This window comes from Methanolobus sp. WCC4 (assembly GCF_038022665.1).
Taxonomy (GTDB): domain Archaea; phylum Halobacteriota; class Methanosarcinia; order Methanosarcinales; family Methanosarcinaceae; genus Methanolobus.
This window is the reverse complement of record NZ_CP150629.1, coordinates 2,222,335-2,236,418: the sequence shown is the minus strand read 5'-3', so window position 1 is coordinate 2,236,418 and position 14,084 is coordinate 2,222,335. Positions and strand designations below refer to the sequence as shown.

At 45.0% G+C, this 14,084-nt stretch carries 16 protein-coding genes; 9 read left to right on the top strand and 7 right to left on the bottom strand.

Annotated elements, in window-relative coordinates; translation table 11 throughout:
* On the bottom strand, window positions 1-1,185 hold the full coding sequence (locus V7O63_RS10565) for a mechanosensitive ion channel domain-containing protein (RefSeq protein WP_340818488.1): 1,185 nt from the start codon (window positions 1,183-1,185) through the stop codon (window positions 1-3).
* A gap of 102 nt (window positions 1,186-1,287) precedes the next feature.
* A complete protein-coding gene (locus V7O63_RS10560) occupies window positions 1,288-1,764 on the bottom strand; it encodes a nucleoside deaminase (protein ID WP_340818487.1) in 477 nt (158 codons plus the stop codon).
* Between the two features lie 419 nt (window positions 1,765-2,183).
* On the opposite strand from V7O63_RS10560, the gene V7O63_RS10555 reads away from it, so the two are divergent.
* From V7O63_RS10555 to V7O63_RS10545, 3 genes are all read left to right on the top strand, one after another.
* Window positions 2,184-2,501, top strand: a complete 318-nt coding sequence (locus V7O63_RS10555; RefSeq protein ID WP_340818486.1) for a DUF4405 domain-containing protein — start codon at window positions 2,184-2,186, stop codon at window positions 2,499-2,501.
* 117 nt (window positions 2,502-2,618) lie between these two features.
* Window positions 2,619-4,139 carry an AMP phosphorylase gene (locus tag V7O63_RS10550; protein ID WP_340818485.1) on the top strand — a complete coding sequence of 507 codons (1,521 nt, stop codon included), beginning with the start codon at window positions 2,619-2,621 and terminating at the stop codon, window positions 4,137-4,139.
* A gap of 5 nt (window positions 4,140-4,144) precedes the next feature.
* On the top strand, window positions 4,145-4,678 hold the full coding sequence (locus V7O63_RS10545; protein ID WP_340818483.1) for a tRNA (cytidine(56)-2'-O)-methyltransferase: 534 nt from the start codon (window positions 4,145-4,147) through the stop codon (window positions 4,676-4,678).
* A 23-nt stretch (window positions 4,679-4,701) separates the two neighbouring features.
* Here V7O63_RS10545 and V7O63_RS10540 read toward each other — a convergent pair whose 3' ends face one another.
* Together V7O63_RS10540 and V7O63_RS10535 are read right to left on the bottom strand one after the other, a co-directional pair.
* Window positions 4,702-4,884: a hypothetical protein gene (locus V7O63_RS10540; protein ID WP_340818482.1), complete on the bottom strand. Its 183-nt coding sequence runs from the start codon at window positions 4,882-4,884 to the stop codon at window positions 4,702-4,704.
* Between the two features lie 13 nt (window positions 4,885-4,897).
* A complete protein-coding gene (locus V7O63_RS10535) occupies window positions 4,898-5,638 on the bottom strand; it encodes a Nif3-like dinuclear metal center hexameric protein (RefSeq protein WP_340818481.1) in 741 nt (246 codons plus the stop codon).
* 186 nt (window positions 5,639-5,824) lie between these two features.
* Here V7O63_RS10535 and V7O63_RS10530 point away from each other — a divergent pair, with 186 nt between their 5' ends.
* From V7O63_RS10530 to engB, 6 genes are all read left to right on the top strand, one after another.
* Window positions 5,825-6,568, top strand: a complete 744-nt coding sequence (locus tag V7O63_RS10530; protein ID WP_340818480.1) for an ATPase domain-containing protein — start codon at window positions 5,825-5,827, stop codon at window positions 6,566-6,568.
* Window positions 6,569-6,580: 12 nt separating this feature from the next.
* Complete coding sequence (locus tag V7O63_RS10525) at window positions 6,581-7,081, top strand: hypothetical protein (RefSeq protein ID WP_340818479.1); 501 nt, start codon at window positions 6,581-6,583, stop codon at window positions 7,079-7,081.
* Window positions 7,082-7,159: 78 nt separating this feature from the next.
* Window positions 7,160-8,725, top strand: a complete 1,566-nt coding sequence (locus V7O63_RS10520; protein ID WP_340818478.1) for a CARDB domain-containing protein — start codon at window positions 7,160-7,162, stop codon at window positions 8,723-8,725.
* 7 nt (window positions 8,726-8,732) lie between these two features.
* Window positions 8,733-10,016 (top strand): hypothetical protein, encoded by a 1,284-nt coding sequence (locus tag V7O63_RS10515; protein ID WP_340818477.1) that lies wholly within the window; start codon window positions 8,733-8,735, stop codon window positions 10,014-10,016.
* 64 nt (window positions 10,017-10,080) lie between these two features.
* Window positions 10,081-11,097 (top strand): DHHA1 domain-containing protein, encoded by a 1,017-nt coding sequence (locus V7O63_RS10510; protein WP_340818475.1) that lies wholly within the window; start codon window positions 10,081-10,083, stop codon window positions 11,095-11,097.
* A complete protein-coding gene (gene engB, locus V7O63_RS10505) occupies window positions 11,081-11,707 on the top strand; it encodes a GTP-binding protein EngB (protein WP_340818473.1) in 627 nt (208 codons plus the stop codon). The genes V7O63_RS10510 and engB overlap by 17 nt, the downstream gene beginning before the upstream one ends.
* A 42-nt stretch (window positions 11,708-11,749) precedes the next feature.
* Here the strand turns inward: engB and V7O63_RS10500 are convergent, their stop codons facing one another.
* From V7O63_RS10500 to V7O63_RS10490, 3 genes are read right to left on the bottom strand one after another with little or no spacing between them, the layout of a single operon-like run.
* A complete protein-coding gene (locus V7O63_RS10500) occupies window positions 11,750-12,367 on the bottom strand; it encodes a TatD family nuclease-associated radical SAM protein (protein ID WP_340818471.1) in 618 nt (205 codons plus the stop codon).
* 44 nt (window positions 12,368-12,411) lie between these two features.
* Window positions 12,412-12,768 (bottom strand): gamma-glutamylcyclotransferase family protein, encoded by a 357-nt coding sequence (locus tag V7O63_RS10495; RefSeq protein ID WP_340818470.1) that lies wholly within the window; start codon window positions 12,766-12,768, stop codon window positions 12,412-12,414.
* A complete protein-coding gene (locus V7O63_RS10490; protein WP_340818469.1) occupies window positions 12,768-13,958 on the bottom strand; it encodes a geranylgeranyl reductase family protein in 1,191 nt (396 codons plus the stop codon). Before V7O63_RS10490 ends, V7O63_RS10495 begins: the two co-directional genes overlap by 1 nt.
* Window positions 13,959-14,084: the final 126 nt, after the last annotated feature.

Genomic DNA, 14,084 nt, shown 5'->3' with positions numbered 1-14,084 from the left:
TCATCCCTGCCTTTCCAGTACCTTATCGATCTTCTTTTCAATATCGATGTGCCTGTTGTCCAGCAGGGTTATCTCCTTCTCGGCATCGACCAGTATCCTGATATAAGTGTCATCTTTCTCATCAGGCATTGCAGTTATATCGGGAATATCTTTCAGGTTCTGTATGGCAGGTTTTAATTCTTCATCTTTAAGGGCAAGTACGGATAGTTGTTCTTTCAGCTCATTACGCTTGCTCTCGTCAGCGATGGTCTTGATCTTCTCATCCATGTTCTTTCTGCGTGAAGAAAGCCCGTCTGCTGTAGTGTATATCCTGTCAAGCATCTGCGCCATGATCGCTTTATCGAATATAATATCCTCGGTCTTCACCTCAGGCTCAGGCTCCTTCTTATCCTTGTCCTCGAATATTTCCCTTGGAGGCAGGCATACGTAATCCTCGCTGAGCACTCTCTGGTTCATATATGTGGGGGAGACTATCTCAATGTCAGAACCATGCAGGGTGTCCAGAACATTTTTCCTGAAATCTGATCTCGCAGTTATGATACCTTCGATATCCTTGAGCAATCCTCCTACCTTGTAGGTTATGGAGAAATCTCCCAGTTTTTCAATGTGCACAAAAGGATTCTCAAGACCTGTGATCTCTGCTGCCTTCAGAAGGTCCTTCTCAATATCCTTTCGGGGTATGTTATAGCCCAGGGATACGCTTGTGGTTATGATCGTCCCGGATGACCTTATGGTCTTAAGGGGCTTTGAGACCAGTGTCAGGTTGGGTACGGTGATAAGGTCCCTGTCAACAGATTGCACCTGGGTGTGCAGGAAGTATATCTCGGTCACCCTTCCATAAGTACCATCTGTCTGGATGAAATCCCCGACCTTGAATGGAAGGATCATCCGGAGCATTATCCCGGCCATTGCATTGGCCACGAAGGTCGTTGATGAGAATGCGATTATGGCACCGATGATTATGCTGACAAAGGTAAGCACCAGATTCTTGTCTTCAACATCTATCGGCAGGGTGAAGACGGTAAACAAAAGTCCTGTGATAAGGATCGCAACGAAGATAAGCTGCTGTATTATCCTCTCCCTTGCGAAAAGGTTCCGTTTCCTGAACAGGAAGTCGAATATCAGCATCAGTGAGAGGGTGATCAGCAGTGAGATCATGCTTGGTATGAATAGTTCTATTTCCATGTCTTCTCTCCTGGTTATTCTGCTCGATACTCAATAAATAATGATGATCTCATAATATATATAATATGGATCATATCAAAAGCTGTAAAGGATGATCTCCTGTCAATACATCTGTTTGTCAGTCTTCTCATCCCATTCTCCGAGCAGCTCGAGGCATTTCTCTTTTTCTATATTGATGAGCTCGGGCTCAGCTTCCTGCTCTTCTCCGCGAACATAATTACAGATGTAATTGTAGATCTGGCTGTCATCGAAACCTATGGCTGCCACATCGTCTTTGTCAGAGCCGTAATACACGGTCCTGATGCGTGCCCAGTAGATGGCTGCAAGACACATAGGACATGGTTGTGAGCTTGTATATATCTGGCAATCTGAAAGGTCAAAGCGTTCCAGTACGGCAGATGCCTCCCTGATAGCAAGTATCTCGGCATGGGATGTGGGATCGTTAGTTCTCAGTACATTGTTATGTGCTCTTGAAACTATCTTTCCATCCTTCACGACAACTGCCCCGAAGGGTCCGCCGTGGTTGTGTTCCATTCCCTTGCGTGCTTCATCGATCGCTATTTCCATGAACCTGTTCATGTGGCAATATCATGTCTGTTTGCTTTTAAGTGCAGTGGTGCTATTAACCAAAGGGTATGGATGGTTGAATAAAGCTTTATACTCCTTTTATTGCTGTATATGTCTATTTATCCATGTACAATAAGTTTTAGAAGCTTTGTATGGTTCTAATTTCAAATTAAAGCTTTATACTTGTTTTTTGATTGTAAGTATCTTTATATTTGCATTTCCGAATCTGGGAATTGCGAGATCACATGTCTGATACCACCACCCAACATACCACCACCCAACCACAAACCATCATCAACGTACCACCAAAATGTCGTACACCAGCATGTGGTCTCGATCCAACTCATCTCATAAGAACAACAACATTTCAACAACATTTCACAGTCACAGGAAAAGTAAAGGAAAATTACAGGGAAAAAAGGAGTTTAAAAATGAAGAAGACAACATTGAATTACATTGTAGATATGCCGTTATTAGCACAGTCGGTCATAGTAAGTGTTACAGGAGTCGTCCTGATGTATGGAGGCCATCATTCAAGCTTCTTAGGGTTTGATGGAAGGGAATTGCTCCAGATGCATGAGTGGATAGGTCTTCTTATGGTTGCGTTCTCACTTATCCATGTTGTATTACACTGGAAGTGGATGGCATGCACAACAAAGAACTTCCTGACAGGTAAGAGCGGCTCATCTGCAAGGAGCAGGTCCGGTTCATTCATACAATGCGAGGTTGCTGATCCGGTTGAAGATTAAATTCATGTATCATATCTGATATCTGGTTCTTTCCAGATATTCCTCTCTTATTTTTCAGTTTACCATAAACCTATTTATCCCTTAATGCGTTTTTCTGTATAATATAAAGGTGTAACAATGCAGTTAAAAGTACAGCCTATTGATATCAAGGTCGGCAAATACAAAGTGGTTCTGAATACCATTGATGCCAAGGAACTGGGAGTCAACGAAGGTGACAGGGTCAGGATAAGGGACCACACCATACTCACAGCTATAGTTGATTTTACAGAGGATATGATAGCTCCCGGAATGGTAGGGCTGTATCATGAAGTGCAGGAACAGCTTAAGAAGGAATGGACCGAGACTGTAGAGGTCGAACCTGCAGATAAACCCAAATCCACCCGTATCATCAGGAAAGTAATGGATGGACACAAGCTTGAAAGGGACGAGATATACGAGCTTGTGAAGGACATAGTTGAGGAGAACCTCAATGACATCGAACTTGCTGCTTTCCTTACTGCTACCTATATCAAGGACATGACCGAGGATGAGACCGAATGGCTCACCAAGGCAATGATCGAGACCGGTGAACGTATAGAGTTCAGTACCTCCCCTATAATGGACAAGCACTCGATAGGTGGTGTTCCAGGCAACAAGATCTCACTTCTTATTGTTCCTATCGTTGCAGCCAATGGTCTGCTTATCCCTAAGACCAGTTCCCGTGCCATAACCGGTGCAGGAGGTACGGCTGACCTTATGGAGATCCTTGCTCCTGTGGAGTTCAACGCACAGCAGATCAAGGAAATGACCGAAAAGGTCGGCGGTGTCATTGTCTGGGGTGGTGCAACGAATATCGCACCAGCTGATGATAAGCTCATAAGGATCGAGTATCCGCTGTCGATCGATCCTCACTGCCAGTTGCTGGCATCCATCCTGGCCAAGAAGGGTGCTGTAGGTGCCCAGAAAGTAGTTATGGACCTTCCTACAGGCTCAGGTACGAAACTACCGGATGTAAAGGCTGCAAGAAAACTCGCCAGGGACCTCATAAGTCTTGGAGAACGCCTTGGTATGGATGTGGATTGTGCTCTTACCTATGGTGCATCTCCGGTTGGAAGGACAGTAGGTCCTGCACTTGAGGTCATAGAGGCTCTTAAGGTCCTTGAAACAATGGAAGGTCCGAACAGTCTTATCGAGAAGAGTGCTGTCCTTGCGGGTATGCTACTTGAGATGGGTGGAGTGGCTGCAAAAGGACAGGGTCGTGAACTTGCTATTGAGACATTGAAGAACGGCAAGGCACTGGCCAAGTTCAGAGAGATCATAGAGATACAGGGCGGTAATCCTGATGTGACCCACAAGGACATTCAGGTGGGTCAGTTCACAGCAGAACTCACAGCACCTACCAATGGTTATATCCTTGAGTTCCACAACAAGCGTATAGTACAGATCGCAAGACTTGCAGGTGCGCCGAATGACAAGGGTGCAGGTGTCAGGATTCACAAAAAGCGTGGTGAATCAGTTGAAGAAGGTAACCCTGTCCTGACCATCTATGCCGAGAAGGAAGAGAAACTTGCAGAAGCTATCAAGAGTGCAAGGGAAGACCTTCCGATAATCGTAGAAGGAATGCTTCTTGAGAAGGTAGCCGACGTCACAGAAGTCTGATCGATATGCCTGAAGAGATAGTTATTTTAAGACTGGGTCATCGTCCCCAGAGGGATAAAAGGATAACCACTCATGTTGGTCTGACAGCAAGGGCCTTCGGTGCTAAGGGCATGCTCCTTGCATCGGATGACCAGAAGCTTGCGGACAATATAGCCGATGTTTCCACAAGATGGGGTGGCGATTTCTATGCTAAGAACAATGTTAGCTGGAAGGCTGAGATCAGGAAATGGAAAGAGGATGGCGGTAAGGTCTGCCATCTGTCCATGTATGGTATAAACCTTCCTGATGCCGTTCCTGAAATAAAGGAATGTGACAAGCTCATGATCGTCGTAGGTGCTGAAAAGGTCCCGTTCGAGATATATGAGATGGCCGACTGGAACGTCGCAGTTGGGAACCAGCCACATTCAGAGGTTGCTGCTGTGGCGGTGACGCTGGACAGGATAGCCGGAACCGACCCTCTGAGAAATGAATTTGAGGGAGGGGAACTTACGATAGTCCCTGAGGAATGCGGAAAGAAGGTTATCGATAACAGGCAATAGTAATTAGAATTGAGTTTTGTATCTTATTCAGGGTCCCTTTTAACCGAGGGTCCCCTGTATATCCTTCTTCTTTCATAGTCGCCATATCCACGGTGCTTTGGATCATCTATTTTTTTCTTGAGCTGTCTTTCGAGCAATTCCTCGAGTTCATCCTCACTGATCTCTTCATTGTCCTGGTGCTTTTGTTCTTCAGTATCCTTCACCATACTATCACAGCTATCAAAGTGTCCTGATAAGTGGGTCATGGTCGATGAACTCAACATCAAGCTTCAGCTTTTCAAGAAGAACGGGGCATAGTTCCTCCATCCCCGGATTTTCGGTTGCATAGTGGGTAGCATCCACCAGCAGCATATCACTGTAGGACCTTATTATATCATGCTTCAACTCAGATGATACATATGCATCTGCTCCGAGTTCCCTGGCCATATCAATATACTCTGACCTGAAACCACTACCTCCAAATACCATCACGGTACTGATCTCATCCCTGTTACCTGTATACTGGACGTGTGTACCCAGGCTCTTTGAGATATGGTTGACAAATGTATCTGCAGAACAAGGACTTATCTTTCCTATCCTTCCAATGGGTGTTTCCTGTATATCTGACAACCCGATCCTCTTAGCAAGTGCATCATTGATGCCGCCTTTAGCCTTGTCGAAGTTCGTATGCATCGAGTATAATGAGATGCCATTGTCCAGCGCTATTTTCAGGCTGTCTGCCAGTTCCTTGCTGATGCAATTGATAGAATGGAATATCAGTGTGTGATGGGTGATGAGAAGATCCGCATCTATCATGGCAGCTCTTTTCAGTACGTACTCAGTAGGATCAAGGGCTACAGCTATCTTTTTAACATCATTTTGAAGGTCAAGTGTCAGTCCTATCCTTCCAATGTCAAAATCTTCAGCAAGCTCCGGAGGGGCTACCTCTTCAAGGATCGGGATGATGTCTTTTAACTGCATAGAAGAGGAATGATTATGAACTCATTTTAATCTGTCGGGAAATTGTGTATTTGTTACATATCTATTTATTCATGCATTTTTATTAAATATGCATATATACAATCGAAGCATTCAAATAGGTTCATTGTATAATTATAAACAATTATTATATTATATATTGTATTATTAAATATTCGAGGATGGCTAATGAGGATAAAGACAGGTGTAGAAGGTTTTGACGAACTGGTGCAGGGCGGTCTGCTTGCTGAACGTGTTTATCTGGTAAGCGGTCCACCGGGCAGTGGTAAAACAACATTTTGTGTTCAATACCTGGCACAGGGTGCAGCTCTTGGTGAGGTTGGACTTTATGTGACATTGCTCGAAAGTCCCCAGAACATCATCGATGACATGTCAAATTATTCGTTGAACGTACTAACTCTCATCAAAATGAAGAAATTACTTTTCGCTGACCTTGGTCCAAGAATGGAATATGGTTACATGGATGAGATGAACGAGTACATAACTCCTGATTACGAGGTCACCAGCACAACGGCAGAACATGAAGCACCTTCTCCTTCCATGGTATTCAGGGAGATCGCAGCCTATGTGGCCGAATATAACGTTAAGAGGCTGGTCATCGATTCAGTATCTGCTATAAGGTTCACTACAAGGGATCTCTCTCTTCAGGAAAAGGAGATGAGCCGTTTCATAAGGAACCTGAAGAAACTGGGTTGTACCACTGTCCTGATATCAGAAATGACCGAACCAAGTGCTTATTCCACAGAGCAGTTTGCTGCCCATGGTGTTATTTTCATGCATAATTTCCTCTATGATAAGACAATGACCCGTGCATTGCAGATCATTAAAATGAGGGGTACAAAGCATGATTGTAACATGCGTGAGGTAAGTTTTGGTGATCAGGGACTAAAGATCGGTGGTCTTCTTGAATGATGGTGTTCAGGAATGGTAAGATTCTTTGCTAAAAAGGAAGAGCAAACTCAGCTAACAGATGCAGAGATCACTGAGCTCTCAACCAACGTCTATGAACTTGGATATGAAGTAGGCTATCATAAGCATTCTGAGCTTGGCTGGGTAAGTGAAAGATATTCCATGCTGGAGGACCTTGCCAGAGAGGCCGGACTCGGTGAACTTGTCAAGGAGAGGTATACCAGAGGTAAGGAAGATGGCTTAAGGTCCAAAGAGAGGGACATGCATTCAGGTCTCTCAAAGAAAGGGGCTGAAAAGCATAGAGACCAGGCCAAAGGTGAACATGGTGCATTCCAGTCAAGAAGGTCCGAAAGACAAATGGTATCGGGTTATGGCTTCAGCCATAATGATGACCACTTTGCGGGTATGATACTGCGTCCTTCCCTGATGAATCTCCCGGACTCTACTTCCAGGACAAAGGTCATTGACAGACCTTCTCAGTTACAGGGATTCAAACCCCTTTATCCAAAATGCTAATTATCTATATCGAAAAAGTCAGTGATGTCTATGAAACATAATAATCTCTTTCATCTATTGTGTGTTGTCTTTATCTTGATGTTATTCAGCACTTCAGCTGCTGCATATGATCTTGATGATATTGAATGGAGTGACGATAAGTCTACCAGTGCGACCCTTCATTGGGGTGGTACTGTCACTCTTGACGATTATACTATAAAGGCAGAGGACTTTGATGAAGGTGGCTTTGTCAGCATAGGCATCTATCGAAATGGCGTTCTTGAAGATAAATCACCTGTTCAGTCAGGAACCGGCTTTGAGTTCCGTGACACTGAGAATGGTGATGACATACGCATATTTGTTAAGTCAATGGATCTGAACATAGATGAATGGACAGGTAACATGGAGGATCCGACCGCTTCTATCGAGGTATATGAAAGGGGTATACCAGAAATGGATATCACTGTCGAGACCGAGAAAGATGAGTATGATCCAAGGACAGTTGCATACCAATATATTGAAGCTACCATTGACATCACCAACGATGGTGACGCAAAGGCATATGATATGGATGTGGATATCGATGTGGATGGAATGGAGCTTGCTGATGGTAAGCTTACATATAATTATGTATCTGTCGAAGAAGACGAAGTACTCGATACAATAGATATCAAACTTGAGATCCCGCATTACTGGGAAGAGACAGATGTTGAGATAAATGTAACCACGAGTTCAGAGGATATCAACGGTGAGATCCTTGAGGATACTGAAACAAAGACCATTACTATAGAACCAGTTGTTGAGCTTATTATTACCAAGACAGTGACCGAAGAGATCTACATGGATGAGACTGCACATGTTTCGGTCAGTATATGGAACAATGGTATCTATAGTGTGGGTTCTGTCAAGGTGGCTAATACAGTTACTGATGATCTTGAGATACAGGACAGTCTTGACGATGAAATAACCCTCTCTTTTAGTCCAAAAGAAACCAAGGCAAAGATATTCGAGTATACATTGAAACCCATAAAGACTGGCGAATACACAGTTCCCGAAGCAACTGCCACTTTTACTGCTCCTGATGGGGAGACCTATACTTTTACAGCTGACAAACCTAGTATACAGATAAATGGTCCTGATATCGTCCTTACTAAAACAGTGAACCCTGGGACGATCTATCCTGGCAATGAGAGCACTGTGACAGTTACTGTAAAGAATCAGGGTAACAGGGATGCAAGTGTGCACACCACGGAAATTATTCCAGATGGTGTAGCTTTCATTAGTGGTGACCTTAGTTTTGATGATGTGGCTGTAAACGGAAAATCCTATTCCTACTCGTACAAGATCATGATCAATGATATAGGAGAATTGAAACTTTCTGAGACCAGTGCTACTTTTATCGACATGGAGAACTATAAAGGTGAGAAGATATCCAACTCGCCAATTATCACAGTCCTTGACCCCAATCCTGAAACAGTTGATAGTTCAGCAGGTAGCAGTTCTGATAGCAGTTCAACCAGCAATGAGCAGGAGAGCAGCAGTTCCGATAGTTCCACAAATTATGAAGATGAATACGAGGATACCAGGGTTCAGCCGGGTTTCGAGGCAAGTCTAATGATCGTGGCTCTGTTTGCAGTTTATTTAGTATCCAGACGCAGCAGGTAATTACCCGATGTGGCAGAGAAGACTCCTGTTAATAGCACTGACTGTGCTGCTCATGAATTTCTGCATTGTGGCAGCTGCACAGTCAGATGATGTTGAATGGCTCGATGCCGAGGAGTACACCCTCTATTGGGGAGATGAGATAAATCACAGCGGTTATCTCATCAAGGCCTCTGATTTCTCTCCTGCAAAGGCTTTTGATACTGAGAATGATTATGTGGTACTCACTATTGGGAGTATATATGATGATTCATGGATGGCCATACTGGCCAACAACACCGAGTTTTCCAACAATACCGCCTTTGATGACCGGTTGAATGTAACAGCTCTTGAGATCATCACAGGTAATGATATATCTTCTCCGTACGCTACAATAAGTGTTAAGGTGGCTAACTCTACAGAGCCATTGACCCCAACCAGGATATCATGGATAAATGCAACCTTTGAATTCGAATCTTTTCACAGCGATGAGATCTACATCGATGAAAGGGCATACTTCACTCTGGAAATGAAGAACAAGGGTGACGATTCGTTTGGAAGGGTGACTGTCACTAAGGAGCTTCCTGTAGAATTCGTACTCGATCCGGATGCCGACCCTGTATGGAATGTTTCTTTTGACCCTTATGAAAAGAAGATACTGGAATTCTCGATAAAGGCCTTGAAACCAGGATCCTATGATCTTGCAGGGACTTCGATAACGGTTGAGCATGAAGGAAGAACCTACTCAAGGGAACTGAACAATTCCACTCTGGATGTTCATGGTCCTTTCATAACTGCCAGCAAGTCCTTATCGAGTACAGCGGTCGATGTCAATGGTAATGTGGATGTCATTCTTGATATAGTGAATGAAGGTGACAGGGCAGCCCATGTGACAGTCTCTGACCAGCTTCCTCTGGGTGCTGTTCTTCTGGACGGTGATACAGGTATGAGTCGTGTCCTTAAGGCAGAGGACAACATATCACTGAGCTATTCTATGCGTATGGATAAGATAGGGGATGTGACCGTTCCTCCGGCCCAGATAAGATTTGTGGATTCAAAGGAGTATGAGGGTACTGTTTATTCAGAAAAGATGCTTATGAAGGTCCGGGACCCTGCTGAGGTCATAGAAAGTTCCTATGAGGAAGAATATCCGGCAGATGCATATGGGGATGGTTATTCAGAAGACGTTTCTACCAATGCAGAGGAAACGGGTGTAACTGAAGAAACAGAGGATCATGGAAAACTACAGTTCCTGTATGACATCCTTGATTCGATCACCGGTTTCCTGAAGGATACCAAAGACAAAATACTATGAGTGTCATTTCACACGAAAGAGGAACTATTCCCTTTATTCATTATATATACTCCAGGATGTTTCAATGACCCGATCAAGTAAACATGAGAATGGCCGCAATTCTTCTTTGATCCTGACACACGGGGATTCGGATGGTGTATGCTCAGGTGCTATTGCAAAGAGTGCTTATCCTGATGCGGATGTATATTTCACTTCCCCTATCGGGGTTGTGGATGAGCTGGACCTTGCTGAAGAGTACAGGAATGTGATCATATGTGACATCGCAGTTGATGAGAGCAAGTGTTCGAAACTTTTCAGGCGGCTTGAAGAAATTGCCGAGAATGCGAACCTTACATATATCGATCATCATCCGTTGCCGAAGAAATGTGTTCATCCTGAATGGCTACACCATGACCTGACCGTCTGTTCATCGGAACTCACCTATAAGGTCCTTGAGGACAGGCTCAGCAGGGATATGCGAAGGGTAGCGATATATGGTGCGATTGGGGATTATTACGATAACAGTCCATCTGTAAAGGAGTGGCTGCTTGACTGGGACAAGAGAAGTCTTTTCTTTCAGGCAGGCACACTTATTCAGGCGCTCATCTATGCGGGCAGGAATTATGATTTTAAGAGAAAGATGGTCCTGCCGCTATCTCATGACAAGATCCCTACGGAGATACCTAACCTGCTCAGGTATGCGAAAGAGGGTGCTGAACTTGAGGAAAAGCTGCGCATCCATGTAAAAAAAGAGGTCAGGACTCTCAGGAACCTTGCATATGTGGTGGACCCTCATGGTTATATGTCAAAATCTGCTATATATGCTGCTTCCTATGGGCAGAAAGATGTTGGACTTTCAGCAGAGTTCAGGCACAAGAGGAATGTTTATGATCTTAGCTTCCGTTCCCGTGACACTGTGGACCTGAATATGCTGCTGCGGCGTATCGCTCCGCAGTTCGGTGGCAGTGGCGGAGGTCATGCAGCAGCTGCAGGTGCCAGGATACCAAAGGGGTCCTTCGATGATTTCCTTCATGCCTTCGACAGGGCCATCGGAGAGGAAAAAAGTAAAGGGAAGGTTGAGAAAAATGGCGAAAAAGAATAATGAACTTACAGGTGTGAACTACGAGGTACTTTTTGCAGGCAGGTCCAATGTAGGGAAGTCCTCTATCATCAGAAATATCACAGGTAAGAATGTCAAGGTGGGCAAGCGTCCCGGTGTGACATTGAAACCGACCCACATACAGAATGACGATATGGTTATAACCGACCTTCCGGGGTTCGGTTTTATGAGCGGTGTAAAGGACCGTAAACAGGATATCGTAAAGGACCAGATAGTACGCTATATCGAACAGAATGCTGACAGGATCAGCATTGCAGTACTGGTGATCGATGGTGCTACTTTCCTTGATATAGTCAGGAGATGGGAGAACAGGAATGAGATCCCTATTGATATCGAACTGTTCGAGCTGTTCCGGGAACTTGGTATAGATACGATACTTGCAGTTAATAAGACAGATAAGATAAAGGATTCCGAGCTTAATGCTACCCTTGATGGGATATGTGACAAACTGAACATGCTGCCACCATGGAAACAGTGGATTGATGTGGTAGCTCCTGTGTGTGCTAAAAAAGGTGACCTGAAGGCCCTGAAGTCACTTATCAGGCAACGACTTCATAGTGCAAAAAGGGATGATCTGTTCAGGTATTTCTGAGAAACGGAACTTGTCTGATGATGCAGGCCGATCCTTTTCGATCTATCTGACCCTGAAGGTAGCACCCAGGCCGGTTGCTATCCTTTCACATTTATCGATGTCAACGTCGGTATCACCAACAACTGTCATCCGGGTCTTAATTCCTTTCTGGACTGATCTTTTTGTGAAATCGAGCATTGCATCGTATGATCCTATGAAAGCAGGTTTGCAGAGTTCATTATACCTTTCTTCGGATTCGGCGTTAAGACTGATCGAAACAGAGTCGAGTCCGGCAGCTTTTAATTCAGAGACGACATCCCTTCCGGGGTTCATTACGCCTGCATGGCCGTTTGTGTCAAGTCTGACAATGATGCCTTTGTCATGAAGCCATTTCGTTATGTGAAGTACCGTATCGAAACGGCAGGTCGGTTCGCCAAAACCCGTGAATACAACCTCATGATACTTTTGAAGGTCATGGCCTTCAAGATCCCTGATTATCTCTTCTTCTGTGGGTTCCCTTGAAAGGCGGAGGTTGTAGCCATATACGCCATCGCACAGGTCCCGGATGCAGAAAACACAGTTTGCACTGCACTGGTTGGTTATGTTGAGATAAAGGTTCCCGAATGCCTCATAGCTTATGGTTCCTTTGAACATTGGAATGCTGTTATCATTGTCTGGCATCTATATCTCCACTTCCTCTGTTTTCCTGTTCTGATGTTCCGGTGCTATCTACCTGTCCAGTTCCCTTCAGGAACTATCCTGTAGTCAAGCGGTGGTATCTTCCTGAGGAAATACATCAGTGCTGTGACCCCTGCTTCAAGTTCCACTTCTTCACGGAAGTACCAGTCTCCCTCATAGGTATCGAGTTTCCCGAGTGTTTGCTCGTTGACATCATAGACCTCTCCCTGTATTGATGCCGAATGCCCTTCTGGTAATTCGTCTTTGAGAACTCCGGGAAATTGTCCCATGTCAAGCATGGTGTATGACTCCTTTGTTCCTGTGGAACAGATGAATTCTGAACCATTTAACAAATAATGATTCGTTGAATCTTTTTTCAGGGTTCCGTAAACGAATATGTACATCAACTGAGTCCCACGTTCAGCTTCATCAATGTCTTTTTAACCGGATCAGGAAGCTGTCCGCATTGTATGGCCTTCATTTGTTCAGGACTTATCATTTTAATAGCTGTGGTCATAAGCCTGTCGGAGAGCATGAGTTTATCCATTAGTTTACGGACGTAGACTGCTGTCTTGATCTCAAGTCCCATCTGCTCTCTCCATCTTGTTTCGTATTCCTGAAGCCTGCATTTTCCTTTCAGGAAATCTGATGCTGTCTCTCCTGCAAGTTTACCACCGACCATTGCTGTGGATATGCCTCCTCCGTTGGTTGCTATTATATGTCCGGCAGCATCGCCTGCTATGAGTGTGTTATGAGATGCGGTCACCTTTGGCGCCCCGCCTACGGGAACGAGTCCAGCCACAACTGAAGTTATGGATGCACCGCTGAGCTTCTCGCTTGCTATGGGGTGCTCGTACATGAAACGTTCTAGATAGTCCCTGGCGCAGAGGTGCTCTTCAAAGAGTGCTTCCCTGATGCCGACCCCGATGTTGGCTGTATCTCCACCCTGGGATATGATCCATGCGTATCCTCCGGGGACATAATCCTTGCCGAAGTACATCTCAACTGCATCCCTGTCTATGTCCACACCGCTGAGCTCGTATTCGAAGGCAGTACCTGTTCCCATCGGGTCAGCGTCACGTAACATATTGCTGGCCTTTGCGACTATGGAGTTCGGGCCGTCGGCACCGATTATCACTTTTCCTTCTACCTCGAACTCACCGAATGCTCCGTCCATCAGGAGTTTTGTGTCGTTAACCTCGGTGACATTCGTTCCTACAAGTAGCTCTGCACCTGCTCTTGCTGCTTCTCTTGCGAGGTGTTTATCAAAACGTCTTCTGTCGATCGCATCGGCGTCTACGTCAAAACCTTTGGAAAGGCCACTGGGTGCTATGAAACGCTGGTAGCTGGCCGTGGCATGTATACAACTTGACGGTATCTCTTCAAGTGTTACCGGGAGTTCTGCATTGGGTACGAGTTCCTGCAGAACAGGATAGTGAGGGAGGAAACCTCCGCATTGCAGCGGTACTCCTATGTCCTTCTTCTTTTCTACAAGGAGTACGGACAGGTCGTTCTCTGCTGCGTACATGGCTGCCGTGGAGCCTGCCGGGCCTGCACCGACAACGATGATATCATATGAGTCTTCAGGGGTCATGGTCGTTTTGTGTTTTTATCTATGCTTTTATGCATTTGTCTTCTGATCAGGTGTATGAGATGCAGGGATCAATGGGTGTTGTGTGGTTCTGTTCCACCGCAACCTCTTTTATCATTTGGCTTAATA